This window comes from Streptomyces sp. NPDC006193 (assembly GCF_040613915.1).
Classification (GTDB): Bacteria; Actinomycetota; Actinomycetes; order Streptomycetales; family Streptomycetaceae; genus Streptomyces.
Map to the genome: position 1 here is coordinate 344846 of NZ_JBEXTB010000004.1, position 23829 is coordinate 368674.

The window sequence follows — 23829 nt, forward strand, 5'->3', positions numbered from 1 at the left end:
CCGCGGGTACGCACCGGCCCTTCGAGCCCACGCGGGCCGCGGGTACGCACCGGACCACTCCGAGCCAGTGCCCTGCGGTGTGTGCCGGTCCTTCACAGCCGCTGGGCCCGCGGGTGCGCACCAGCTCACGGGGCCCGCGAGGCCGGCCCTTCCGCGGCGGGCCCGCGACGGGTGTCGGTCGGCGTGTCCGTGCCGTCCCCGGACGCGCCTACGCGCGTCCTCTCGACCGCGCCGCCCGGGCGATGGTCACCACCGCCTTCTCCAGGGCGTATTCGGGGTCGTCCCCGCCGCCCTTCACGCCCGCGTCCGCCTCGGCCACGGCCCGCAGCGCCGCCGCGACCCCGTCCGGCGTCCAGCCCCGCATCTGCTGCCGGACCCGGTCGATCTTCCACGGCGGCATGCCCAGTTCGCGGGCCAGGTCCGCGGGACGCCCGCCGCGCGCGGAGGACAGCTTGCCGATCGCGCGCACGCCCTGCGCCAGCGCGCTGGTGATCATCACGGGCGCCACCCCGGTCGCCAGCGACCACCTGAGCGCCTCCAGCGCCTCCGCGGTGCGCCCCTCCACCGCCCGGTCCGCGACCGTGAAGCTGGAGGCCTCGGCCCGCCCGGTGTAGTACCGCCCGACGACCGCCTCGTCGATCGTGCCCTCCACGTCGGCGACCAACTGCGAGACCGCCGAGGCCAGCTCGCGCAGATCACTGCCGATCGCGTCGCAGAGCGCCTGGCACGCCTCCGGCGTGGCCGACCGCCCGGAGGCGCGGAACTCCCCCCGCACGAACGCCAGCCGGTCCGCCGGCTTGGTCATCTTCGGGCAGGCCACCTCCCGCGCACCCGCCTTGCGCGCCGCGTCGAGCAGCCCCTTGCCCTTCGCTCCGCCGGCGTGCAGCAGCACGAGCGTGATCTCCTCGGCGGGCGAACCGAGGTACGCCTTCACGTCCTTGACCGTGTCGGCGGACAGGTCCTGCGCATCGCGTACGACCACCACCTTGCGCTCCGCGAAGAGCGACGGGCTGGTCAACTCGGCGAGCGTGCCGGGCTGCAGCTGGTCCGGGCCCAGATCGCGCACGTCCGTGTCGGCGTCGGCGGCCTTGGCGGCGGCCACCACCTCCTGCACGGCACGGTCGAGCAGCAGGTCCTCCTGGCCCACGGCAAGGGTCACCGGGGCGAGCGGGTCGTCATTCGCAGTCTTCCTGGCCATCGCCTCCAGCATCCCACGCGGCACCGACAGCGCCCCGACGTTGCCCACGCCCCGGGCAGGACAGCACCGGCGGGCGGCCGCCGCCCGGTCACGGCTCCTCGCGCCAGCCCTCCCACTGCGCCGCGAACGCGTCCAGCTCGGCGGGGTCGAGCCGGTCCTCCTCGTCCCGCAGGACCACCAGCCACTGCGCGTCCTCGGCGTCGTCCTCGCCGGCCAGCGCGTCCCGGACCAGCTGCGGTTCCTCGTCGGTCCCGAAGCGCTGCCCGAGCGCGGCGGCCGCCTCCTCCGCGGCGTCCCGGTCGGGCAGCACCAGCACGTGTCTCACATCGCTCACGCGCCCATTCTCCGGCACCGGCCGCGCGGTGGACGGCCGGGTGAGGCCTCCCGGCGGCCGCCGCGCGGCCCGCCCCCGGTGTCCTCGGTCCTCCCCACCACCCGCCTCTCCCCTTACGGTGCTCAGTTCTCCCCCGTCACCCGCAGCTCCCCTCCGCTCCCCCCGCTTCCGCCCACCGCCAGCGCCCCGTCGCGGTCGGTGCGCAGCACCACCGCACCGCCGGCCCGCAGCGCGGCCACGGTCGCCGGTGCCGGGTGGCCGTACGGGTTGTCTGCGCCGGCGGAGACGAGCGCCACCCGGGGCGCCACGAGCCGTATCAGTTCCGGGTCCTGGTAGGCCGAGCCGTGATGGGCCACCTTCAGCACGTCCGCCCCGGCCATCCCGGCTGCCGCCGGGGATCGCAACAGGGACCGCTGCGCCGGGGGTTCGAGGTCCCCGAGCAGCAACAGCCGCAGTCCGCCGGTGCGGACGAGCAGCACCACGCTGGCGTCGTTCGGCCCCTCCGGCTCCGGGCCGGCGCCCGGCCACGCCGGAGGCACCCGTGCGCCCGGGGGCGGTCGCGCGCTCCGCGGCGGCCACAGGACCCGCCAGGCGAGCGGGCCGGTGCGCCGCTCCTCCCCCGCGACGGCCGTCGTGACGGGGATGCGCCGTTCGGCCGCCTCCCTGCTGACGAACTCCGCCTGATCAGCCGGTTCGCCGAGGGCGGTGGTCTGGATCGCGGCCACCGTGCGGCCCCGCAGCACGCCGGGCAGGCCCGCCACATGATCGGCGTGGAAGTGGGTGAGGACGAGCAGCGGGATCCGCGTGACGCCCAGCTGCCGCAGGCACCGGTCGACCAGCGCCGGATCGGGTCCGGCGTCCACCACCACCGCGGTGTGGTCGCCCGCCGCCAGCACGGTCGCGTCCCCCTGCCCGACATCGCACATCGCGAACCGCCAGCCCGGCGGCGGCCAGCCCGTCAGCGCCCGGGTCAGCGGGGCCGGCCGCGTCACCTGCAGCACGATCAGCACTCCGAGCACCGCGCACCACCACGGGTGCCGGACCAGCCTCCGTCCCGCCAGGACGACGGCCACCGTGAGCGCCGCGAGCGACAGCGCGCCCGTCCCGCCGGCCGGCCAGTCCACCCCCGCGCCCGGCAGCGCGGCCCCGGTCCGGGCCACCCCGGCGATCCATCCGGCCGGCCAACTCGCGCACCGGGCCAGCGCCCCGGCCACCGGCATCGCCACCGGTGCCGTGGCCAGCGCCGCGAACCCGAGCACCGTGGCCGGTGCCACCGCAGCCTCGGCCAGCAGGTTGCACGGCACCGCCACCAGGCTCACCCGGGCCGACAGCACCGCCACGACCGGCGCGCACACGGCCTGTGCCGCGGCGGCCGCCGCCAGTGCCTCGGCGAGCCTCGGCGGCACCCGGCGCCGCCGCAACGCCTCGCTCCAGCCCGGCGCCAGCACGAGCAGCGCGCCGGTGGCCAGCACGGACAGCAGGAAGCCGTAACTGCGGGACAGCCAGGGGTCGTACAGCACCAGCAGCAGGACCGCCGTGGCCAGCGCCGGAACGAGGGACCGGCGGCGCCCGGTGGCCAGGGCGAGCAACGCGACCGCGCCGCAGGCCGCGGCCCGCAGGACGCTGGGGTCGGGCCGGCAGACGATGACGAAGCCCAGCGTCAGCGCTCCCGCGGCCAGGGCCGTCGCCCGGAGCGAGAGCCCCAGGCGCGGGGCCAGGCCGCGGCGCTCGACCCGTTGCGCCAGGCCGGGCGGTCCGATGAGCAGCGCGAGCAGGATGGTCAGGTTGCTGCCGGAGACCGCGAGCGTGTGCGCCAGGTCGGTCTCCTTGAAGGCGTCGTCCAGCTCGGGAGTGATCCGCGAGGTGTCCCCGACGACCAGCCCGGGCAGCAGCGCCCGCGCGTCGTCCGGCAGGTCCTCCGTCGCCTCCCGCAGCCCCGCCCTGAGACGCCCCGCCAGCCGTTGCGGCCCGCTCGGTCCCGCCACGACCCGCGGCTGCGGCCGGCCGCGCACCCGCAGCACGGCCGCGGTCCGGTCGCCGCCCGCCGACGCGGGCGCCAGCCGTCCGTCCACGAGCAGCCGTGTGGACGGCAGCAGCCCGAGCCACGCGGCGCGTCCCCGCGCCCCTCGCCCTGCGGCGGTCGCCGGCGGCGGCCCGGCGCCCCGGCCGCTCGCGGTGTCGTCCTCGGGCGCGGGGACGTCCGCACCGACGACGAGCAGCACCGCAGTCCGCGTCCGCACCCGCCTTCCGCCGGCCTCCTCGACGCTGCGCACCTCGGCCCGGGCCAGCACCGCCACGGGCGCCGGGTGGTCGCCGCGCACCCGGGCCCGGTTGAGCCAGGGGTCGCCGGTCAGCTCGATCTCCGCGGTCACCGTCGCGAACCGCCGGGCCAGCTCGGGCATCGGGCCGCGCCGGACGTCCGCCCCGTGCAGACCGGCGGAGGCGGCCGCCGCGGCGGCGCACAGCAGCACCGCGGCGACGGCGGGGCGGGCCCAGCGGAACCGTCCCGGCGCCCGGGTCACCGGTCCCTGCCGCCCGCTCGGCCGGGCTGTCACCGCCCGCCCCGCCGGCACCGGCACCGGCGCCGGCACCGCTCCGGCAGGGACCGTGCGGCGGTGCGGTGCCGGCATCGCCCCCGCTTCCCGCACCGTCCGCCGGTCCGGCTCCGGCAGCGCCCTCGCATCCCGCACCGCCGGCCGGACCCGCACCGCCTCGTCGGCTCGTGAAGACGGCTCAGCACGGCCCTCCCGCTCGGCGTCACGCTCGGCGTCCCCCCGCTCGGCGTCACGCTCGGCGTCCTCCCGCTCGGCGTCACGCTCGCCGTCCTCCCCCCGCCTCCGCGCATGTCCTCGCCGTGACAGCAGGGCGACCCCGCCGGCCAGGCAGACCGCGGTGATCACGACGCTGCGGGCCGCCGGGGCGTCGACGGTCAGCGCCGCCGTGGCCCAGGCCGCGAGCGCGGGCGGGACCAGGCGCAGGTCCAGGGGGCCCGTCCGGTCCGAGCGGGTCGTCCCGTGCTCCCGCGATGCGGCTCGCGCCGCGTCGGCCCGCCGCGCCGCGCGGCTCACGGCCGCACCAGGTCGCGCAGGTCGCTGAAGCGACGGTCGCCGATGCCGTTGACCTGGCGCAGCTCGTCCAGCGAGCGGAAACCGCCGTGCCGGGTGCGGTAGTCGATGATGTGCCGTGCCAGGACCGGGCCGACTCCGGGCAGGGTGTCGAGCTGGTCCGCGGTGGCCGTGTTGAGGGAGACCGGCGCCGCGGGACCCGTGCCCGCCGGTCCGGAGGGCGCCGCGCCGGCCGGGCCGGGCGGAGCTGCGGCCGCCGCCGCGGCGCCGACGACGAGCTGTTCGCCGTCGATGAGGAAGCGGGCGCGGTTGAGTCCCTCCGTGCTCACGCCCGGCCGGACTCCGCCCGCCGCCCGCAGCGCGTCGGCCACCCTGGCACCGGCCGGCAGCCGAAGGATCCCCGGTTCGCGCACCTTGCCGCTGACGTCCACGACGATCCGCGCGCCCGGTGCCGCCGCCGGGCCGCCGTCCGGGCCGCCGTCCGGTCCGGCCGCCGGCCGCCCGCCCCTCCCGCCGCCGAACGGCGCCCCGGTGTGCACGACCTGAGGGGCGCTCACCGAGCGGGCACGGCCCGTCCAGAAGTGCTGCACGGCGAACACGGCAGCGGCGACGAGCACCAGGGCGAGCGCGAGGACGGCCCGCCGCTCCACCCCGTACCGCGTCTGGAGCCACACCGGCATCCGCTCCCGCAGTGCCAGCCCGGCCCGCTCCCGCCAGTCGGGCCTCGCCGGTTCCTCCGTCCCCGGCTCCGGCGGCGCCGCCGCACCGGCCGGTGGCGGCTCCGGGACGGTGCCGGCCGCACGGGAAGGCCCGGCCGTGCGAGCGGGTGCCGCGGCGAGCCGGAATACGGCCGCGGTCCCCGTCCGGGCCCGGCACGGGCCGGTCACCGGCCCCGTCGCGGTCGCCGGCCCCGTCGCGGTCGCCGGCCCCGTCGCGGTCGCCGGCCCCGTCGCGGTCGCCGGACCCGTCGCCGTGTCGGCGGGCGCCTGCGGGTCCGGCGGCGCGTTCCCCGACTCCCGGCACCGAAGGGCTCGTTCGCCGCCGAAGAGGAGTTCCGCCCGGCGGCGCAGCTCCTCCCCCGGGGCGGGCGGGCGGTGGCGGGCGCGGCGGCGGGTGGTCCGGCGGTGGCGGATGCGGCCGTCGGAAACGGGACCGCGACCGCCGGTCGAAGTCGCTGTGCGGGAACGTGAGCGCAGTGCCATGCCACGACGATCGGGCATTCCGCCGACTCGTGTTGATCTTGGCCTGTTTCGGTGGACGACCGCCCGGTTGTGGACAATCGCCTCACTCGAACGAGTGATACCTGCGTCGGAGAAGTCCCGGGAAACCGCCCTCGGGGACGGGACCGGACGGGCCCCGGCGTCAGCGCAGCGAGACGACCGCGCCCAGCAACCCCGGCCCGGTGTGCGCCCCGATCACCGCCCCGACCTCGCTGACGTGCAGGTCGGCCAGGCCCGGCACCCGTGCCCGCAGCCGGTCGGCGAGCGCGGCGGCGCGGTCGGGGGCGGCGAGGTGGTGGACGGCGATGTCGACCTCGGCGTCTCCCGCCCGCTCGGCGGTGAGTTCCTCCAGGCGCGCGATGGCCCTGGACGCCGTGCGGACCTTCTCGAGCAGCTCGATGCGGCCACCGTCGAGCTGGAGCAGGGGTTTGACGGCCAGTGCGGAACCGAGCAGGGCCTGCGCCGCTCCGATCCGGCCGCCGCGGCGCAGATAGTCGAGGGTGTCGACGTAGAAGCAGGCGGACGTGCCCGCGGCGCGTTTCTCGGCGGCGGTCACGGCCTCCTCCACCGTGCCGCCGGCCTGCGCGGTCTCGGCCGCGGCGAGCGCGCAGAAGCCGAGCGCCATCGCGACCATCCCGGTGTCCACCACCCGTACGGGGACCGGCGCCTCGCGCGCGGCCAGGACCGCCGCGTCGTAGGTGCCGGACAGCTCGGCGGACAGGTGCAGGGAGACGATGCCGCTCGCGCCGGACTCGGCGACCCGGCGGTAGGTGTCCGCGAACACCTTCGGGCTGGGGCGGGAGGTGGTGACGGAGCGCCGCTTCTGCAGCGCCTGGGCCAGGGAGCGGGTCGAGATCTCGGTGCCCTCTTCGAGGGCCTGGTCGCCGAGGACCACGGTCAGCGGGACCGCGGTGATGCCGTGGCGCTCCATCGTCCGCGGCGGCAGGTAGGCCGTTGAATCGGTGACGATCGCGACATGGCGGGACATGAGCTGGAGGTTACCTGGCGTAGCGCCCGCGTGGCATCCCGGTCCCCGGTGCTGCCGTACCTGCGCGGTCCGTTCAGGTGGTGCTCTCGGGGCGGGGCTTCTTCTGCCAGGGCGCGGCGGGGCGCCAGGACGGCGGGGTGATCGCCTGGGCGGCCGGCTCCTCGGCGGTGCGGGCACCGGGCGCCGCCGCCCGGTTCTGCCGGGCGGCCGGGCCGTCGGCGGCGGTGGGGGCGGGCTCCTGCGGCCACTGCCGGGGCTCCCGGGCGGGTTCGGTCCGGGTCCAGTGCCGCAGGGCGCCGGCCTCGATGTCGATCTGGGCGCTGAGGGCGCCGAGCTCGTCGTCGGTGAAGCGGAGGGCCCGGTCGCGGACGGCCCAGCGCAGGGAGTCCGCGGACGTGGTGATGCGCTCGGTGCGGCTGCGCAGTTCGGGCAGCCGCGCGGCGAGCGCCGCCCGGTCCGGCTCGGTCTCCAGGCGCTTGAGGTCGGCGTCCAGCTCGTGTCCGTGGGCGCTGAGCCGCTCGAAGAGGCCGAGGGACTCCTTCAGCGACTCGTCCGCGGCCGCGGCCGCGGACAGCGCGTCCTGCGTGGCGCGCATGGAGGTGCGCAGCGCGAGCCGCAACTGGGCGATCTCGCCGGCCGGTCCGGTCTGGGCGAAGGACTTGGCGCGCAGGGTGTGGTCCTCGACCGTGCGGCGGGCCTGCGCCAGCGTCCGGTCCACCCCGCGCTTGGCGGCGCCGACCGCCCGGACCGTGGCGTACGCGCCCAGGCCGACACAGAGCAGGAAGAGCAGGACGAACACGGTGAGCACGACTTCCATGACGCTCCTCCTCCGGTCGGTACGGCCGAGGCCGCTGCGCTCTCCACGGTAAACGCAGCGGGCAGGCCCGGAGTTCCGGACGAACCCCGAACCTGCCCGTAAGGGACTACCCCGAAACCGGTGGCGTCCGCCGGCCGGCGATCACGCCGGGACGATGTTCACCAGCTTCGGCGCCCGCACGATCACCTTGCGGATGCCCGCTCCGCCCAGCGCCGCGACGACCTTCTCGTCGGCCAGGGCCGCCTTCTCCAGCTCCTCCTCGGAGATGGCCGGCGGCACCTCGAGGCGGGCCTTGACCTTGCCCTTGATCTGGACGACGCAGGTCACCGTCTCGTCCACCACGTAACGCGGGTCGGCGACCGGGAAGTCCTGGAGGACGACCGAGTCGGTGTGGCCCAGCCTGTGCCACAGCTCCTCGGCGATGTGCGGGGCCAGCGGCGCGACCATCAGCACCAGCGGCTCGGCCACGGACCGCGGCACCGGCACGCCGGCCTTGGTCAGGTGGTTGTTCAGCTCGGTGACCTTGGCGATGGCGGTGTTGAAACGCAGGCCCTCCAGGTCCTGGCGCACACCGTCGACGGCCTTGTGCAGGGCGCGCAGCATGTCCTCGTCGGGCTCGGCGTCGGTGACGGTGACCTCGCCGGTGTTCTCGTCGACGATGTTGCGCCACAGCCGCTGCAGCAGCCGGAACTGGCCGACAACCGCCCGCGTGTCCCACGGGCGGGAGACGTCCAGCGGGCCCGTGGCCATCTCGTACAGGCGCAGCGTGTCGGCGCCGTACTCCGCGAAGATCTCGTCCGGGGTGACCGCGTTCTTCAGCGACTTGCCCATCTTGCCCAGCAGGCGGCTGACCCGCTCGCCCTGGTGGTAGTAGACGCCGTCGCGCTCCTCCACCTCGGCGGCCGGCACCGCGATGCCCCGGCTGTCGCGGTAGACGTAGGCCTGGATCATGCCCTGGTTGAACAGCTTGTGGTACGGCTCCGCGGAGGAGACGTGCCCCAGGTCGTACAGCACCTTGGACCAGAAGCGGGCGTACAGCAGGTGCAGCACGGCGTGCTCGGCGCCGCCCACGTACAGGTCGACACCGCCGTGCGGCAGGCCCTCGCGCGGGCCCATCCAGTACTGCTCGATCTCCGGGTCGACCAGGTGCCGGTCGTTGTGCGGGTCCAGGTAGCGCAGCTGGTACCAGCAGGAACCGGCCCAGTTGGGCATGGTGTTGGTCTCGCGGCGGTACTTCTTGGGGCCGTCGCCCAGGTCCAGGGTGACGTTGACCCAGTCCTCGTTGCGCGACAGCGGCGTCTCGGGCTGGGTGTCGGCGTCGTCCGGGTCGAAGGTGCGCGGCGAGTAGTCCTCGACCTCCGGCAGCTCCAGGGGCAGCATCGACTCGGGCAGCGCGTGGGCGACGCCGTCCTCGTCGTAGACGATCGGGAAGGGCTCGCCCCAGTAGCGCTGGCGGCTGAACAGCCAGTCGCGCAGGCGGAAGCTGACGGTGCCCTCGCCGATGCCGCGCTCCTCCAGCCACGCGGTGATGCGGGCCTTGGCCTCGGTGACGCCCAGGCCGTTCAGGCGCAGGCCGTCGCCCTCCGAGTTGACGATCTTCGCGTTGTCGGAGACGAACGCGTCGTCCCAGGTGGCCGGGTCGGTGCCCCGGCCGTCGGTCGGCTCGACCACGCAGCGGACCGGCAGCTCGAAGGCGCGCGCGAAGGCGAAGTCGCGGGAGTCGTGCCCCGGCACGGCCATGATCGCGCCGGTGCCGTAGCCCATCAGGACGTAGTCGGCGATGAAGACGGGGATCCGCTCGCCGTTGACCGGGTTGGTGGCGAACGCGCCGGTGAAGACACCGGTCTTGTCCTTGGCCTCGGCCTGCCGCTCCACGTCGGACTTCGAGGCGGCCTGCGCGCGGTAGGCGGCGACGGCCTCGGCGGGAGTGGCGTGGCCGCCGGTCCACGCCGCGTGCGTGCCCTCGGGCCAGGCGTCGGGGGTGAACTTCTCGACCAGCGGGTGCTCGGGGGCCAGCACCATGTAGGTCGCGCCGAACAGGGTGTCCGGGCGGGTGGTGAAGACCGTGATGCGCTCGCCGTCGATCGGGAAGTCGACGCGGGCGCCCTCGCTGCGGCCGATCCAGTTGCGCTGCTGCAGCTTGATGGCCTCGGGCCAGTCCAGCTCGTCCAGGTCCTCCAGCAGCCGGTCGGCGTAGGCGGTGATGCGCATGTTCCACTGGCGCAGCTTGGCCTTGAAGACCGGGTAGTTGCCGCGCTCGGAACGGCCGTCGGCGGTGACCTCCTCGTTGGCCAGCACGGTGCCCAGGCCGGGGCACCAGTTGACCGGCGCGTCGGAGGCGTAGGCCAGGCGGTACCGGCCCAGGACGTCGGCGCGCTCGGCGGCGGTCAGCTCCTGCCAGGTGCGCGTGGTGTCCGGGACCGGGCGCTCACCGGACTCGAACTGGGCGATCAGCTCGGAGATCGGGCGGGCCTTCTTCGCCTCCGCGTCGTACCAGGAGTTGAAGATCTGCAGGAAGATCCACTGGGTCCACTTGTAGTACTCCGGGTCGATCGTGGCGAACGACCGGCGCTTGTCGTGGCCCAGGCCCAGCCGGCGCAGCTGGGACTTCATGTTCTCGATGTTGGCCTCGGTGGACACGCGCGGGTGCGTGCCGGTCTGCACGGCGTACTGCTCGGCGGGCAGGCCGAAGGCGTCGAAGCCCAGGGTGTGCAGGACGTTGTGGCCGGTCATGCGCTGGAACCGGGCGTAGACGTCGGTGGCGATGTACCCCAGCGGGTGGCCGACGTGCAGGCCCGCACCCGACGGATATGGGAACATGTCCATGATGAACTTCTTGGGCTTGGCGACGAGCTCGGGGGCCCCCGCCAGGTCGCCCTTGGGGTTCGGCGCCGCGTAGACGCCCTCGGCGTCCCAGAAGTCCTGCCAGCGTGCCTCGATCTCGGCTGCCATGGCGGCCGTGTAGCGGTGCGGCGCGGCCTCCGCTGACGTCGCGGCGTTGGCAGCGGGGTTCGTCTCGCTCATGATCCTCAAAGCTCCATCGATCGTCTCTGCCTGCGGAAACGAAAAAACCCCTCGCACAGGAGGGGACGCCGCGCCGATGCCGGCCCCGCGACTGACCGGGGGTCGGTGCTGATCAGCGCGGCCCGCTAAGCAGAAGGCGTACGGCACGCATGGCGTTAGGGTACCGCAGCCCTTGAGCAAGCCGCGACGCCCGTCCGTATGCCTGATCGACATGTCACGCAGCCCGCCGGAGTCCCAGCAAGGTCGACAATGACGTCGCGTACCGTCCGCTGACGGACACCCACCGTCGCACGGTCCGCTCACCACAACGCAATAACCCAAACACCCGTACTGATCGGTATGGCGCCACTTAGAGTGCGGCAGCGGGACCGCTTTCCCGAAACTGCTCGGAGTTGCCCCCATGAACCCTCGTCGTAGTACCAGCTCGCTCCCCAAGCCAGGCCGCTCGGCCTACGGGGTGGCGTCCGCTGTCGTCCTGCTGCTCATACCCGTGGCCGTGCTGGTCGGAGGCAGCCAGTTCCGCGAGTTCCTGAACTTCGGCGCGGGCGTGCTGTCCCTCGTCTCGCTCAGCTGCTCGGTGATCTGGGGCCTGTTCGCCCAGGACCGGATCTTCCTCAACACGCGGCAGCGGATCGTCGGCCAGGCGGTGCACCGGACGACCGCGGTCGCCTCGATCGCGTTCCTGCTGCTGCACATCACCACGAAGATCGCGCTCGGCCACACCGAGCTCATCGCCGCGCTCGTGCCGTTCTCGCTCGGCGTCTCCGGCATCGCCGGCCTGATCGGACTCGGCTCCCTGGCGGGCCTGCTGATGATCTTCGTGGGCATCACCGGCGCCCTGCGCAGCAACTTCGCCACGCCGGCGCCGGTCGCCGCGCGCTGGCGGGCCATGCACATGCTGGCCTATCCGGCCTGGTGCGCGGCCCTGGTCCACGGGCTCTACGCGGGTCGCGCCGCCAAGCCGATCTTCGTGATCCTCTACAGCCTGTCCCTGCTCGGCGTGATGGGCGCCCTCGCGCTGCGCTCCGCCCCGCGCCCGGTCAAGCGCAAGGTCGCCGACCGGCTGGTGGCCCTGTTCGGCAGCTCCGAGCGGCCCGGGCTGGACGAGCTGGACGCGCGCCGCGCCCGGGTGGCGGAGTCGGGGCTGCCCGGGTACGACGGCCGGCGGGAGCCGAAGCCGGCGTCCGCCGGCCGGGCGGCCGCCTCCGCGCCGCTGTACCAGTCACCCGCGGCCTCCGCCGCCGAGCCGGCCGCGGGCTTCGCGGCCGCCTACCGCACGGTGCCCACGCCGGGCGGCACGCGCGGCCCGTTCGCCGCCGAGCAGACCGCCCGCATGGACCTGCCGCTGGACCTCCAGGCCACGGAGGCCGTCCCGCGCGTGGACAGCCCCTCCAGCACCTCCGGAAGCTGGCCGATCCCGATGCCGCCCCCGGTCGGCGAGGCGCCGCCGTCCGCGTACGACCCGCTGCAGGACACCGGATACACCATCCCGGTCTACGGCAATACGGGCGCCGCCGGATACGGCGGAAGTGACGTGTACGACACCGGTGAGACGAACGGCCTCTACGGCACGTACAACCCGAACGACACCTACAACAGCGGTCCCGCCACCGAAACGCGGCCCGGCGCGTCCTACGACACGCCGGGTTCGGGCGAACCTTGGAACACGCCTTCCGGAGGCTTTAAGTGAACGAGGCCCTGCCCGACGTCCCAGAAGTCCGCGTGGTCGGGCTTCCCCAGCTCACGTCGGGCTTCGACCTTGTGGAGCGGCTCGATCTGCCGATGCACCTGAAGGTGCACGGGCCGCTCGACCCGCTGGGCGGCGAACAGCTCGCCCAGCTCGCCGAACGCATCAACCTCAGGGGCCGCGGCGGCGCCGGCTTCCCCTTCCACAGGAAGCTGCGCTCGGTCGCCGAGTCGGCGATCAAACGGGGGGTGCGGCCGGTCGTCGTGGTCAACGGCAGCGAGGACGAACCCGCCTGCCGCAAGGACACGGTGCTCATCAACCGCGCCCCGCACCTCATCCTCGACGGCGCGCTGCTGTGCGCGGAGGCACTCGGCGCGCGCACGCTCGTGATCGGCGTCACCCGGGAGTCCACACAGCGTTCCATGGAGGCCGCGCTCGCCGAGCGCGGCCTGAGCAACAGCCGCAGGTCGGCACTGCGCGCGTGGGTCCAGCGCAACCCGGTGCGCATGGTCACCGGCGCCGCCGCCTCGCTGATCCGCTCGATCGACGGCGGTCCGGCGGTGCCGCCCGGCCGCAAGATCAGCGCCTCGCAGACCGGCGTCGGCGGGGCGCCCACACTGCTGTCGAACGCGGAGACGTTCGCGCAGCTCGCCATCGCCGCCCGCATCGGCCCGGAGCGCTACGGCAACACCGGCCTGTACGACGAGCCGGGCACCGTGATGCTGACCGTGTCCGGCGCCGTCGCCCGCCCGATGGTGATCGAGGTCCCCACGGGCGTGCCGCTGCGGTACGTGCTGCAGCTGGCGGGCGCACCGCCGGTGCCGCAGGGCGTGCTGACCGGCGGCTACCACGGCAAGTGGATCGACGCGGCGACCGTCAACGAGGCGGTCGTCTCGCGCAACTCGCTGGACGCGGTGGGCGGTTCCCTGGGCGCGGGCGCGATCCTGCCGATCAGCCAGGAGACCTGCCCGCTGGGCGAGTCGCTGCGGGTGGCGCAGTGGCTGGCCGAGGAGAGCGCCGGCCAGTGCGGCCCCTGCTACCTCGGACTGCCCGCCGCCGCGCGCGGGATGGAGGACATCCTCAACGGCGGCGGACCGGCCGCCCTGGAGGCGCTGAAGCAGGTCGCGAGGAACGTCAAGCGGCGCGGGGCGTGTTCGCACCCGGACGGGTCGGCGATGTTCCTGGAGTCGACCGTCAAGGCGTTCACCGACGACCTGGCCGCGCACGTGCTCGGCAACGGCTGCGGACGGCCCGTGGAGGGCGTGCTGCCGCTCTTCGAGGGGGGCAGGGCCCCCACGGGCGTCCCGGGCGGCGCGGAGCCCGAGGAGTCCGGCGGCAGCCGTCAGAAGATCTACGTCGACTGGACGCTGTGCCGGGGCCACGGCCTGTGCGCGGACATCCTCCCGGAGGTGTTCGAACTGGGCGCCGACGGCTTCCCGACCGTCGCCCAGGCGCAGGTGCCCCGGTACGCGGAGGCGAAGGCGCTGCGCGCGGTGCGCCGCTGCCCGGCGCTGGCGCTGCGCATCGAGGAGGACACGCGCGGACAGGCGCCGTCGCGGAATCTGCCGGTCCTCTCCCAGGGACGGGGCCGGCGCGCCCTCGGCCGCTGACCACCGAGGAGCGGCGGGTCACCCCGGCTCGGGTGGCCCGCCGCTCCTTCGCGCACAGCCGGCCGGCGCGCGGTGGAACACGCCGAAGGCGGACCATCCACTGGATGATCCGCCTTCGACTGCTGTGGAGCTAAGGAGAATTGAACTCCTGACCTCTTGCATGCCATGCAAGCGCTCTACCAACTGAGCTATAGCCCCTTGTCCGGTTCCGCCCGGTCTCCCCGGCGGCGACGCCAACATTACACGGTCCTGGGGGTGCAGTACCAAATCGGTTTCCGCTCTGCTCCGGTTCGGGAGCTAATGTCGGCTTCCATGCCCGTGATCGTGTTCCCCGCGGCCCGCAGCCGGACGCCGGCCGCCCTGGGCGTGTGCCTGCTGTCGTTCACGGCGTTCTGCGCCGCTCAGCGGGCCGCGCACGTGTCGATGATCGACCTGATGGTCTACCGGGCCGAGGGCGCGGCCGTGCGCGCCGGCGGCGACCTGTACGCGCTGCGGGCCACGGCCGCCCACCTGCCCGCCACCTACCCGCCGTTCGCGGCCCTGCTGTTCACGCCGCTGCCGCTGCTGGACACGGCTGTGCTGCGCGGACTGGCGACGGCGGGCAACCTGGCGCTCCTGGTGGTCTTCGTCCGGCTGTCGCTGCGGCTCGTCGGCCGTGCGCGCGGGGAGACCGCATGGTGGGTCGCGGCGGCGGCGGTGTGGTGCGAGCCGGTGTGGACGACGCTGCGCTACGGGCAGGTCAACCTGCTGCTGGCGGTCCTGGTGCTGTGGGACCTGACCCGCCGCCCCGCCGGCGGGCACGACCGCTGGACCGGGGCGGGCCTGGGGCTCGCGGCGGCGGTGAAGCTGACGCCCGCGCTGTTCGCGCTGTTCCTGCTCGCCACCGGCCTCGCGGCCCGCCGCACCGGCCGGGACGCGGGGCCGTGGCTGCGGCACGCGCGCGGGGCGGCCGTCTCGTTCACCGCGGCGACGCTGCTCGCGGCGGCCGCCCTGCCGCACGACTCCCTGCGGTTCTGGACGGAGGCGGTGTTCCGTGCGTCCCGCGTCGGCCACGCCGAGGACACCGCCAACCAGGCCCTGCGCGGCGTCCTGGCGCGCTTGCTGCACGCACCCGACCCGGGAGTCCTCTGGGCCGTCCCCGCGGCCCTGGCGGGCGTCCTGGGGCTCGCGGTGGCCGTGCGGGCGGAGTTGCGGGGGCGGCGGGACCGGGCGGTGTGCGTCTGCGCGGTGACCGCGCTGCTGGTCAGTCCGGTGTCCTGGACCCACCACTGGGTGTGGTGCGTGCCGCTGGTGCTGCTGCTGTGGACGCGCGGGCGCCGGGCGGCGGCCCTGGGCGCCCTGCTGGTCTTCTGCTCGTACGCCCCGTGGTGGGTGCCGCACGGCGCCGGACGTCCCGAACTGCACCTGCACGGCGTCGCCCTGGCGCTCACGGCCCTCTACGGGGCGGCCGGCGCGCTCGTCCTCGTGCCGGCCCGGACGCCGCCGCCGGGGGCCGGGTGCGGGGCGGTCCGCGTCAGGCCGTGACGAACTGGTAGAACCGCTTGAGCGTGCAGTGCTCCTCCAGGAGCCGGCCGTAGATCGGCTCGCCCTCCAGCTCCCGGTACGTCTCGATCGGGTCGCCTTTTATGATCAGCGCCCGCGCGCACTCCTCGCACCAGTACTGGTAGTCGGGGTTGATCGGCTCCATGTCCCGGACGATCGGCGTGCCGCTCCCGCACCAGTCGCACTTCCGCCTGTGTGCACCCATCGATTCAGCTCCAGCTGTGGCCGCAGGCCGTGCACACGTAGGAGATCCCGCCGTTGTCGCCGAGGACTTGCGCGACATGCGCGGAACCGCAGGAAGGGCAGCTGAGCCGGGTGGCCGTGTCCCGTATCAACGCCGCACCGAGGAGGTGGCCGACCTCCCCAAGGATGCTCGCAGGCATCGCCACTCCTCCCGTCGGGCCGCGCCCCCTTCCGGCCGTCTGATTCTGCCACGGCCGGGCCGACACGGTCAGCGACGCATCGGTACCGGTCCGGACACGGCGGCCGCCGCGGCCGCCCCGGCGGGCGCCCGGACGCCCCCGGATAACGTCTCCGCACAGCTATACGGCGGCACGGCGCCGATCGACTCAACCCGGTCCGGGCGGCCCGCACAAGCAGAAGATCCCGCCCCCCTGAGGGGACGGGATCTTCATCGCCGATCGCTGACGACTCGAATTGAGCGTCGACCTGTGGAGCTAAGGAGAATTGAACTCCTGACCTCCTGCATGCCATGCAGGCGCTCTACCAACTGAGCTATAGCCCCTGGTGCCACGCGGCCGGAGCCGCATGGTGTCTCGCTCCGCTCGGCGGGGCGAACAAGAAGAACTTTAGCCGGTGACCTGCCGGAAAGTGAAATCCGGGGTCCGGGCGCCGCGGGACGGTCAGTCGTCGTCGCCGAGGACGGGCTCCGGCAGGGTGCCGGCGTTGTGCTCCAGCAGCCGCCAGCCGCGGGCGCCCTCGCCCAGCACGGACCAGCAGCAGTTGGACAGGCCGCCGAAGCTCTCCCAGTGCCGGGCCTCCAGACCGAGGAGCCGGCCGATGGTGGTGCGGATGGTGCCGCCGTGGCTGACGACGACGAGCGTGCCGTCCTCGGGCAGCTTCTCGGCGTGCCGCAGCACGACGGGCGCGGCCCGGTCGGCGACCTCGGTCTCCAGTTCGCCGCCGCCGCGGCGGACCGCCTCGCCGCGCTTCCAGGCGGCGTACTCCTCGCCGTGGCGGGCGATGATCTCGTCGTGCGTCAGCCCCTGCCAGACGCCCGCGTAGGTCTCGCGCAGGTCCTCCTCGAGGGTGACGGCGAGGCCGGTGAGGGCGGCCAGCTCGGCAGCGGTGTGCGCGGCCCGCCGCAGGTCCGAGGAGATGATCGCGTCCGGGCGCAGGGAGGCGAGCAGCCGGGCGGCGCGGCGGGCCTGGCCGATCCCGGTCTCGGTCAGCTCGACGTCCGTGGAGCCCTGGAAGCGGCGCTCCACGTTCCAGAGGGTCTGGCCGTGCCGCCACAGGATGATGCGGCGGCCCCGCCCCTTGCGGTCGGTCACCTCACCGGTGGCGCTCATCACCACCCCCGGCCCGGCTCCTGGTCGGCCTCGGCGGCCTGCAGCCTGGCGTGTTCCTCACCCTTGCCGCGGGTGGCCTTGGCGTCGGCGGGCAGCTCGAGCTCGGGGCAGTCCTTCCACAGCCGCTCCAGGGCGTAGAAGACGCGCTCCTCGCTGTGCTGCACGTGGACGACGATGTCGACGTAGTCGAGCAGCACCCAGCGGGCCTCGCGGTCGCCCTCGCGGCGGACCGGCTTGGCGCCGAGCTCCTTCAGCAGGCGCTCTTCGATCTCGTCGACGATGGCCTTGACCTGGCGGTCGTTCGGCGCGGACGCCAGCAGGAAGGCGTCCGTGATCGACAGCACATCGCTGACGTCGTAGGCGATCACGTCGTGGGCGAGCTTGTCGGCCGCCGCCTGGGCGGCGGTGTTGATGAGCTCGAGGGAACGGTCTGTGGCGGTCACTACGTGGCTTTCCGTCGGCGGTCTTTTGCCCTCAAGGGTCTCATGACCGCCGGGGGCGCCCCACGTGGCGGCGGCCGCACGCGGGGCGCCCCGTTCGGGACGCTGTCCGTCAGGAGGAGGACGGCCGGTAGTCGCGGCCGAGGACCACCGAGACGTCGGCGCCGGAGGAGACCGTCCCCTTGGTCACGGAGCCGGCCGGCAGGCCGAGGGTCTTGGCGACCTCCGCGGCGTCGGCCTTGTCGGCGGCGTCCGCGTAGACCACCTGGGAGGTGGGCCGCGGGCCGGCGGCGCCGCCCTCCAGGAAGGTGAAGCCGCCGCCCAGCAGCATCACGCGGGCCTTCTCGGTGTCGTCCTTCACTCCGGTGGCGTTCTGCACGGAGACCCGGACGGCGGAGCCCGCGCCGGGGCTCTTGGCGGTGCCGCCGAGGACGTCCTTGACCACGCTGCCGCCGGTCTGCGCGCTGAGCGTGCCGTCGGCCTGCACGGGCAGCAGGGCGGTCCGGTAGTCGCCGCTCTTGGCGAGGTCGGCGAGCCGGGCGAGGAACGCGCCGAGGTCCTTGTCGGTCAGCGGCGGGTCGAGGATCTGCGCGAGGGTCTGCACGGTGGTGGTGGCCGACGACGGGTCGGAGGACATCTTGCGCAGCACCCCCTGCATCACCTGGCCGAACCGTTCCAGCTGGGCGTTCTGCGACTCGCCGGCGGCGCGGTAGGTGGCGTAGGCCACGGCCATCCTGCCGCTCAGGGTCTGGTCCTGGCCCCGGTGGACCAGCGGTGCGGCGCCTTTCTTCCCGGCGTCCGGGTCGGGCACGTCGGTGTCGGTGTCGATCTCTATGTTGCCGACGAGTTCGACGAGGTTCTGCAGGTAGGGGGTGTCCAGGCGCCAGGTGCCCTGGATGCTGGTGCCGAGGACGGTGTCGAGCTGGTCGCGGGTGCCGGAGGCGCCGTCGTCGTCCACGGACTCGGCGAGGGTGGTCGTGGAGCCGTCGTCGCCGGTCAGCGCGAGGGAGTTGGGCAGCAGGACGGTGGTGCCCTGCCGGGTCGTGGTGTTGTCGACCAGCAGCGCCGTGGAGGTGCCGCCCTTGCCGGTGTTGTGCAGGTGGACGACGATCACGTCGCGCTTCTGGGCGCCGGCGGCGGTGGCGGAGCCGCTCGTGCCGCCGGAGGAGGACAGGCCGGGCAGTTCTCCGGCGTACCAGAGGTAGCCGACGCCGCCGACCGCGACGAGGGCGAGGACGACGAGGAGGGCGATGATCCGGCTGCGGGCCCGGCGGCGGGCCTCTTCGCGCCGCTCGGTGCGGTTCTCGGTGAACTTCAGCCAGTCGATGACGTCCTCGGAGTCGCCGTCCGGCTCCTCGACGAAGGCGAACTGCTCCGTGCGGTAGTCCTGTTCGCCCGTTCCGCCGCCGTCCGGCTCGGTCTCCCGCGGGGCCGGCGCGTCCTCGGCGGGGCCGGCCTGCCGGGAGCCGTGGGCGGCCTCCTCGGCGGGGCCGGCCTGCTGGGGGACGTAGGCGGTCTGCTCGGCGGTCCGGGGCTGCTGCCCGCCGGCCGCCGCCTGCCCGTAGGGGTCGTAGCCGGCGGGGTCCTGGGCGCCGTACGGGTCGTAGGGGTCGTACGGGGCCCCGGAACCGTAGGGGTCGTACGCGGCCGGCTGGTGGGCGGAGCCGTGGGCGGGCGCCGGCTGCTGCCCGCCGGTGGCGTAGGGGTCGTAGCCGTAGCCCTGCTGCTGCGCGTACGGGTCGTAGGCCGTCTGCGGAGCGGGGTGGGCCGGAGCCTGCTGCGCCGCGGCCTGACGGTAGACGGGCTGCCCGTACTCGTCGTAGCCGACGAGCTCGTACGGGCCGGCGTCGTAGCCTGCGTCGCCCGCGTCGTATCGGTCGTTCACCGGTGCCCCTCTCGGCTCACTCGCCGCAGTACAGCTGGCGCTTGGCGATGTAGCGCACGACTCCGTCCGGCACCATGTACCAGATGGGGTCACCCTTGGCGACCCGGGCGCGGCAGCCGGTGGAGGAGATGGCGAGCGCGGGCACCTCCACCAGGGAGACGCCGCCCTCCGGCAGGCCGGGGTCGGTCAGCTGGTGGCCGGGCCGGGTGACGCCGACGAAGTGCGCGAGGGAGAACAGCTCCTCGGAGTCGCGCCAGGTCAGCAGCTGGGCGAGGGCGTCGGCGCCGGTGATGAAGAAGAGGTCGGTGTCGGGGTTGAGGGCGCGCAGGTCGCGCAGGGTGTCCACGGTGTAGGTGGGGCCGCCGCGGTCGATGTCGATGCGGCTGACGGAGAACTGCGGGTTCTCGGCGGTGGCGATGACCGTCATCAGGTAGCGGTCCTCCGCCGGGGAGACCTTGCGGTGGGACTTCTGCCACGGCTGGCCGGTGGGCACGAACACCACCTCGTCCAGCTCGAACCGCGCGGCGACCTCGCTGGCCGCCACCAGGTGCCCGTGGTGGATCGGGTCGAAGGTGCCGCCCATGACGCCCAGGCGCCGCCTGCCCGTGTGGGCGGGGCCGTCCCCCGGTCCGTGCTGCGGGTGCTTCACCGGGGCGTCGGGCTTCTTGCGCGCCGGACCGGTAGGCATGTCCTGCTCTCCCATGCGTGCAGACCCTACCGGCCCGGCCTGGGGCGTCTTGCCGGGGACCGGGTCCCCCGCTCAGCGGTCGCGGTTGAAGCGCGTGGTGATCCACAGCAGCAGGAGCAGGACGACCAGGGCGCCGCCACCGGTGACGGCCGGGTTGAGGCTGTTGTGGTTTCCGCCGTGCTCCTGGCCCTCGGCGGCAAGGGTGACCAACTGGGCTGCGGCGCTGTGGAAGCTCATCTTCGGCAGGACCTATCGCGTGTGGGCGGGATAAAGACGTCGGCTCATCGTAAGCGGGCGGCCCGGCGGCGCTCACGCCGACTCCGCCGTCGGCGGCACAGGGCCGCCGGCGGGTCACCCGCGGCGGGCGGGGGCGGCAGGGCGGGGCGGCCGGGCGGGGTGGGGCGCTCGGGGCAGGGCAGGGGCGGCCGGCGGCGGGAACCTCCGGGGCCCGTCAGTCGTCCTTCCGCTTGTAGCCGCGCAGCAGGAGCCAGGCGGTCAGCGCACAGCCCAGGACCATCACGATCAGGACGACGCGGAGCAGGTTGCCCGCCCCGTGCTGCTGGACGGCCAGCGCCGCGGCGTGCGTCAGCCGGGCGGCTGCGGGGTGGTGCTCCATGACGCGCTCCTTCCGGTGCACTGCCCGTCCACGGTATCTCCGCCTAGGCTGGGCCCTTCCTCGGGGACTCAGCGCACTCACACGCACATGGGGGAAGACATGTCCGACGACGCCCACCAGCGGACGGGGCACGAGCGGGCGCCGGGCAGGCGGCGCAGGCGCTTCCCGGAGATCTCCTCGCGTGCGTACGAGCACCCGGCCGACCGTTCCGCCCTGGTCGCGCTGCGCAAGCTGAGCGGGTTCGACACCGTGTTCAAGGCACTCAGCGGGCTGTTGCCGGAGCGCAGCCTGCGGCTGCTGTTCCTGTCCGACTCGGTGCGGGTCTCCGAGCGGCAGTTCGCCCACCTGCACTCCATGCTGCTGGACGCCTGCTACATCCTGGACCTGGAGAAGGTCCCGCCGATGTACGTCACACAGGACCCGCAGCCGAACGCGATGTGCATCGGCATGGACGAGCCGATCATCGTGGTCACCACCGGGCTGGTGGAGCTGCTCGACGAGGAGGAGATGCGGGCGGTCGTCGGGCACGAGGTGGGGCACGCGCTGTCCGGGCACTCGGTGTACCGCACGATCCTGCTGTTCCTGACGAGCCTCGCGCTGAAGGTCGCCTGGATCCCGCTGGGCAATCTGGCGATCATGGCGATCGTCACGGCGCTGCGGGAGTGGTTCCGCAAGTCCGAGCTGTCCGCCGACCGGGCCGGGCTGCTGGTGGGCCAGGACGTCCGGGCGTCGATGCGGGGCCTGATGAAGATCGCCGGCGGCAACCACCTGCACGAGATGAACGTGGACGCCTTCCTGGAGCAGGCCGAGGAGTACGACTCCGGGGGCGATCTGCGCGACTCCGTGCTGAAGATCCTCAACATGCTGCCCCGCTCCCACCCGTTCACCACCGTGCGGGCCGCCGAGCTGAAGAAGTGGGCCGAGTCCCGGGACCACCAGCGGATCATGGACGGCCACTATCCGCGGCGCGGCGAGGACAAGGACACCTCCGTCACCGACTCCCTCCGTGAGTCGGCGGCCGGCTACGCCGACGACGTGAAGAGCTCCAAGGACCCGCTGATGAAGCTGGTCACGGATCTCGCGGGCGGGGCGGGCGAACTGGGCGACCGGGTCCGCCGGGGCTTCGACGGCTTCCGCAGCCCCCCGCCCGCCAAGGGGGACGCCTCCGGCACGGACGAGAAGTAGAGCGGGCGGCGGCGCCTCGCCGGGCGGTGGCGCCTGGGTCGGCGGTGGCGCCTCGCCGGGCGGTGGCGCCTGGGTCGGCGGTGGCGCCTCGCCGGGCGGTGGCGCCTGGGTCGGCGGTGGCGCCTCGCCGGGCGGTGGTGCGCGGGCGGACCGCTGCCCGAGCCTTCCCTCACACCTGCGGCTGCGCCTCGTCGGCCAGGGTCCCGCACAGGGTCGCCGCGCCGTCGGTGTCGTAGGGGTCTGCGCCCGCGGGGCCGCCGGGCGGGGCCGTCCGGCCGGCCAGCAGGGGGCGGAGGTAGGAGGCGGAGTCCTCGGCGCAGGCGAGGGGGCCCGCCTGGACGGAGGACGTGACCAGCTGGACCTGGTGGGTGCGCAGGTCGTCCCGGTCGAAGTGGAAGGTCAGCGCGCGGCGGACGGTGAAGAGCGAGGCGGGCGCGTCGGCGGCGGCGCCGGCGGGGCGCAGGGCGTACACGAAGACGTGGTCGGCGGTGACCTCGAGCGTCGCCGCGTCGGCTTCGGCGGCCCGCAGCGTGCCCCGGACCCGGATCCCGTCGCCGGCCAGCCGGACCCGGGCGGGGTCGAGGCGGACCACCCAGCCGGTGGGGGCGTGCCGGCCGTCCGCCGCGGGACGGTCGAAGCTCCGGTCGAACTGGTCGAGCTGGCCGGGGTCGAGCAGGGCCCGGGCGGGCCGCACCTCGCGGCCGGTCAGCACCGCGGGGTCGAGCGAGGAGCGGACGAGGTAGTCCTTGGCGGTGGTGAGCGCGGTGACCACCTGGCTGTCGGAGAAGTGGGCGGTCCGCCGGACGGCGGGCAGGGGCATGCCCTCGGCGCCGACCTCGAACTGGGCGGCGGGGCTGCGCGCGTACAGCTTCTCGGCGTCGGCGGCGCCGGGCACCCGGCCCCGCGGGGCGAGCGGGACGACGCTCATCCGCACGAGTTCTCCGGAGCGGCGGACCTGCGGAGAGCTGTAGGGGTGGCGGAAACCCAGGTAGATCGCGGTGCCGAAGGCGACGGCGATCAGCAGGACGAGGACCATCAGCTGCCGGGCGAGTCCGCGGTGCCGGGGCGGGCGGCGGCGGACGGCGGGCGCGTGGTCGGCCATCCGCTCCGCGGCGGAGGACTCCTGGAGGCGGGCAGCACGGACGAACGACTCGTCGAACACGACGGATCGGTATTCGTCCTCCGCACCTCCGGGGCCGCCCTCGGGTGTCCCCTCCGGTGGGTCTCCAGGCCCGCCCATACCTTCAGGGTAGGTCTCGCGGGCCCCGGGTAAACGCCGCGCTGCGCCGCAACCTATGTCAGGTTCTCGCCAAGCTCGGGCGGGCTCCTCAGGGGCTGCGCGGGACGGCCGGGACCGCCGGGCGGGAGTGCTCTCCGGGGGTGGCGGGGGCGGCCGCGCCACCCTGTTCCAGGTTGGTCGAGGCGGGGGCGGGGACCCGTTCGCGGGTGCCGGAGGACCCTCCCCGGTAGACCGCGGCGAAGGCCAGGGCGACCATGCCGATGCCCATCACGACGGCGAGGACCCAGGCGACGGGGCGGTGCCAGCGGACCTGCTTGCCGTGGAAGCCGAAGGGGCCGTGACGGTGGCCGAGGACGTAGGCGTCGTCCGGTTCGTCGTCGTCCGGATCCTGGCCGAATCCGAGGTCCTCGTGGCCGTAGCCGTCGTCGTACCGCTCGCCCCGGGGGTGGGTGCGGCGGGCCTCCGCCTCGGACGCCTCGGCCCGGGCCTGGGCGGCGGCGAGAAGCCGTTCGACCGCGGTCGGCTCGTGGACCGGGGCCGCCTGTATGAAGGCCTCGTCGAAGACCACGGAGGCGAACTCTTCGTCCGCCGTTCCGCGGTCGTGGTCGTCATCGGGCTCGCGGCCGTCAGGAAACGGCGTGCCCCCCACGTCCTCCGGCACGCATCCAGAGTAGACCTGGGGGGTCATTTTGGGCAGACGGTACGGACATCCGTCTGCCTGGTGAGACGCCTTTTCGGACGCGCCCCCGTGCGGGGAC

General features: G+C 74.4%; 21 protein-coding genes and 2 tRNA genes. 4 read left to right on the forward strand and 19 right to left on the reverse strand.

Annotation, left to right across the window (positions count from 1 at the left end):
• Window positions 1-208 precede the first annotated feature (208 nt).
• From holA to leuS, 7 genes are all read right to left on the reverse strand, one after another.
• Entirely contained in the window at window positions 209-1198 is a 990-nt protein-coding gene (gene holA, locus ABZ261_RS06955) for a DNA polymerase III subunit delta (RefSeq protein WP_356856088.1), read from the reverse strand.
• A gap of 88 nt (window positions 1199-1286) precedes the next feature.
• Complete coding sequence (locus ABZ261_RS06960; RefSeq protein WP_356856090.1) at window positions 1287-1532, reverse strand: hypothetical protein; 246 nt, start codon at window positions 1530-1532, stop codon at window positions 1287-1289.
• A 122-nt stretch (window positions 1533-1654) separates the two neighbouring features.
• Window positions 1655-3934: a ComEC/Rec2 family competence protein gene (locus tag ABZ261_RS06965; protein WP_356856164.1), complete on the reverse strand. Its 2280-nt coding sequence runs from the start codon at window positions 3932-3934 to the stop codon at window positions 1655-1657.
• Window positions 3935-4596: 662 nt separating this feature from the next.
• Complete coding sequence (locus ABZ261_RS06970) at window positions 4597-5799, reverse strand: ComEA family DNA-binding protein (RefSeq protein WP_356856092.1); 1203 nt, start codon at window positions 5797-5799, stop codon at window positions 4597-4599.
• A gap of 160 nt (window positions 5800-5959) precedes the next feature.
• The gene (locus ABZ261_RS06975; RefSeq protein WP_356856094.1) at window positions 5960-6805 is read right to left on the reverse strand and encodes a DegV family protein; all 846 of its coding nucleotides are present in this window, start codon (window positions 6803-6805) and stop codon (window positions 5960-5962) included.
• 73 nt (window positions 6806-6878) lie between these two features.
• Window positions 6879-7622, reverse strand: a complete 744-nt coding sequence (locus ABZ261_RS06980) for a hypothetical protein (RefSeq protein WP_356856096.1) — start codon at window positions 7620-7622, stop codon at window positions 6879-6881.
• Between the two features lie 141 nt (window positions 7623-7763).
• Window positions 7764-10646, reverse strand: a complete 2883-nt coding sequence (gene leuS, locus ABZ261_RS06985; protein WP_356856098.1) for a leucine--tRNA ligase — start codon at window positions 10644-10646, stop codon at window positions 7764-7766.
• A gap of 400 nt (window positions 10647-11046) precedes the next feature.
• On the opposite strand from leuS, the gene ABZ261_RS06990 reads away from it, so the two are divergent.
• Together ABZ261_RS06990 and ABZ261_RS06995 are read left to right on the forward strand one after the other, a co-directional pair.
• A complete protein-coding gene (locus ABZ261_RS06990) occupies window positions 11047-12336 on the forward strand; it encodes a cytochrome b/b6 domain-containing protein (RefSeq protein ID WP_356856100.1) in 1290 nt (429 codons plus the stop codon).
• The gene (locus ABZ261_RS06995; protein ID WP_356856102.1) at window positions 12333-13943 is read left to right on the forward strand and encodes an NADH-ubiquinone oxidoreductase-F iron-sulfur binding region domain-containing protein; all 1611 of its coding nucleotides are present in this window, start codon (window positions 12333-12335) and stop codon (window positions 13941-13943) included. Before ABZ261_RS06990 ends, ABZ261_RS06995 begins: the two co-directional genes overlap by 4 nt.
• Before the next feature lie 125 nt (window positions 13944-14068).
• Here the strand turns inward: ABZ261_RS06995 and ABZ261_RS07000 are convergent.
• Window positions 14069-14141, reverse strand: a tRNA-Ala gene (locus ABZ261_RS07000).
• Between the two features lie 114 nt (window positions 14142-14255).
• On the opposite strand from ABZ261_RS07000, the gene ABZ261_RS07005 reads away from it, so the two are divergent.
• Complete coding sequence (locus ABZ261_RS07005; RefSeq protein WP_356856104.1) at window positions 14256-15467, forward strand: glycosyltransferase 87 family protein; 1212 nt, start codon at window positions 14256-14258, stop codon at window positions 15465-15467.
• On the opposite strand, the gene ABZ261_RS07010 is transcribed toward ABZ261_RS07005, so the two are convergent.
• From ABZ261_RS07010 to ABZ261_RS07050, 9 genes are all read right to left on the reverse strand, one after another.
• Window positions 15457-15690, reverse strand: a complete 234-nt coding sequence (locus tag ABZ261_RS07010; protein ID WP_030653820.1) for a hypothetical protein — start codon at window positions 15688-15690, stop codon at window positions 15457-15459. The two genes, ABZ261_RS07005 and ABZ261_RS07010, sit on opposite strands and share 11 nt — an antisense overlap.
• A 4-nt stretch (window positions 15691-15694) precedes the next feature.
• Window positions 15695-15868, reverse strand: a complete 174-nt coding sequence (locus ABZ261_RS07015) for a hypothetical protein (RefSeq protein WP_356856106.1) — start codon at window positions 15866-15868, stop codon at window positions 15695-15697.
• A 289-nt stretch (window positions 15869-16157) separates the two neighbouring features.
• Window positions 16158-16230, reverse strand: a tRNA-Ala gene (locus ABZ261_RS07020).
• 118 nt (window positions 16231-16348) lie between these two features.
• A complete protein-coding gene (locus ABZ261_RS07025) occupies window positions 16349-17017 on the reverse strand; it encodes a histidine phosphatase family protein (RefSeq protein ID WP_356856108.1) in 669 nt (222 codons plus the stop codon).
• Window positions 17017-17460, reverse strand: coding sequence for a ribosome silencing factor (rsfS, locus tag ABZ261_RS07030; RefSeq protein ID WP_356856110.1), 444 nt, complete (start codon window positions 17458-17460; stop codon window positions 17017-17019). Before rsfS ends, ABZ261_RS07025 begins: the two co-directional genes overlap by 1 nt.
• Before the next feature lie 109 nt (window positions 17461-17569).
• Complete coding sequence (locus tag ABZ261_RS07035; protein WP_356856112.1) at window positions 17570-19342, reverse strand: LytR C-terminal domain-containing protein; 1773 nt, start codon at window positions 19340-19342, stop codon at window positions 17570-17572.
• A gap of 16 nt (window positions 19343-19358) precedes the next feature.
• On the reverse strand, window positions 19359-20045 hold the full coding sequence (gene nadD / locus ABZ261_RS07040; protein ID WP_356856114.1) for a nicotinate-nucleotide adenylyltransferase: 687 nt from the start codon (window positions 20043-20045) through the stop codon (window positions 19359-19361).
• A gap of 57 nt (window positions 20046-20102) precedes the next feature.
• Window positions 20103-20267: a hypothetical protein gene (locus ABZ261_RS07045; protein WP_356856116.1), complete on the reverse strand. Its 165-nt coding sequence runs from the start codon at window positions 20265-20267 to the stop codon at window positions 20103-20105.
• A 214-nt stretch (window positions 20268-20481) separates the two neighbouring features.
• Window positions 20482-20646, reverse strand: a complete 165-nt coding sequence (locus tag ABZ261_RS07050; RefSeq protein WP_356856118.1) for a hypothetical protein — start codon at window positions 20644-20646, stop codon at window positions 20482-20484.
• 99 nt (window positions 20647-20745) lie between these two features.
• Here ABZ261_RS07050 and ABZ261_RS07055 point away from each other — a divergent pair, with 99 nt between their 5' ends.
• Entirely contained in the window at window positions 20746-21831 is a 1086-nt protein-coding gene (locus ABZ261_RS07055; RefSeq protein WP_356856120.1) for a M48 family metallopeptidase, read from the forward strand.
• Between the two features lie 169 nt (window positions 21832-22000).
• Here the strand turns inward: ABZ261_RS07055 and ABZ261_RS07060 are convergent, their stop codons facing one another.
• Both ABZ261_RS07060 and ABZ261_RS07065 read right to left on the reverse strand, forming a co-directional pair.
• Entirely contained in the window at window positions 22001-23071 is a 1071-nt protein-coding gene (locus ABZ261_RS07060) for a hypothetical protein (RefSeq protein WP_356856122.1), read from the reverse strand.
• 88 nt (window positions 23072-23159) lie between these two features.
• Window positions 23160-23759 (reverse strand): hypothetical protein, encoded by a 600-nt coding sequence (locus ABZ261_RS07065; protein WP_356856124.1) that lies wholly within the window; start codon window positions 23757-23759, stop codon window positions 23160-23162.
• Window positions 23760-23829 lie beyond the last annotated feature (70 nt).

What these genes read in the sequence shown, in the direction of transcription:
- holA (WP_356856088.1), bottom strand. Translation starts at nt 1,198, where the DNA reads ATGGCCAGGAAGACTGCGAATGACGACCCGCTCGCCCCGGTGACCCTT.
- ABZ261_RS06965 (WP_356856164.1), bottom strand. Translation starts at nt 3,934, where the DNA reads ATGCCCGAGCTGGCCCGGCGGTTCGCGACGGTGACCGCGGAGATCGAG.
- ABZ261_RS06970 (WP_356856092.1), bottom strand. Translation starts at nt 5,799, where the DNA reads ATGGCACTGCGCTCACGTTCCCGCACAGCGACTTCGACCGGCGGTCGC.
- ABZ261_RS06975 (WP_356856094.1), bottom strand. Translation starts at nt 6,805, where the DNA reads ATGTCCCGCCATGTCGCGATCGTCACCGATTCAACGGCCTACCTGCCG.
- ABZ261_RS06980 (WP_356856096.1), bottom strand. Translation starts at nt 7,622, where the DNA reads ATGGAAGTCGTGCTCACCGTGTTCGTCCTGCTCTTCCTGCTCTGTGTC.
- leuS (WP_356856098.1), bottom strand. Translation starts at nt 10,646, where the DNA reads ATGAGCGAGACGAACCCCGCTGCCAACGCCGCGACGTCAGCGGAGGCC.
- ABZ261_RS06990 (WP_356856100.1), top strand. Translation starts at nt 11,047, where the DNA reads ATGAACCCTCGTCGTAGTACCAGCTCGCTCCCCAAGCCAGGCCGCTCG.
- ABZ261_RS07005 (WP_356856104.1), top strand. Translation starts at nt 14,256, where the DNA reads ATGCCCGTGATCGTGTTCCCCGCGGCCCGCAGCCGGACGCCGGCCGCC.
- ABZ261_RS07010 (WP_030653820.1), bottom strand. Translation starts at nt 15,690, where the DNA reads ATGGGTGCACACAGGCGGAAGTGCGACTGGTGCGGGAGCGGCACGCCG.
- ABZ261_RS07015 (WP_356856106.1), bottom strand. Translation starts at nt 15,868, where the DNA reads ATGCCTGCGAGCATCCTTGGGGAGGTCGGCCACCTCCTCGGTGCGGCG.
- ABZ261_RS07025 (WP_356856108.1), bottom strand. Translation starts at nt 17,017, where the DNA reads ATGAGCGCCACCGGTGAGGTGACCGACCGCAAGGGGCGGGGCCGCCGC.
- nadD (WP_356856114.1), bottom strand. Translation starts at nt 20,045, where the DNA reads ATGGGAGAGCAGGACATGCCTACCGGTCCGGCGCGCAAGAAGCCCGAC.
- ABZ261_RS07045 (WP_356856116.1), bottom strand. Translation starts at nt 20,267, where the DNA reads ATGAGCTTCCACAGCGCCGCAGCCCAGTTGGTCACCCTTGCCGCCGAG.
- ABZ261_RS07050 (WP_356856118.1), bottom strand. Translation starts at nt 20,646, where the DNA reads ATGGAGCACCACCCCGCAGCCGCCCGGCTGACGCACGCCGCGGCGCTG.
- ABZ261_RS07055 (WP_356856120.1), top strand. Translation starts at nt 20,746, where the DNA reads ATGTCCGACGACGCCCACCAGCGGACGGGGCACGAGCGGGCGCCGGGC.
- ABZ261_RS07060 (WP_356856122.1), bottom strand. Translation starts at nt 23,071, where the DNA reads ATGGGCGGGCCTGGAGACCCACCGGAGGGGACACCCGAGGGCGGCCCC.
- ABZ261_RS07065 (WP_356856124.1), bottom strand. Translation starts at nt 23,759, where the DNA reads ATGACCCCCCAGGTCTACTCTGGATGCGTGCCGGAGGACGTGGGGGGC.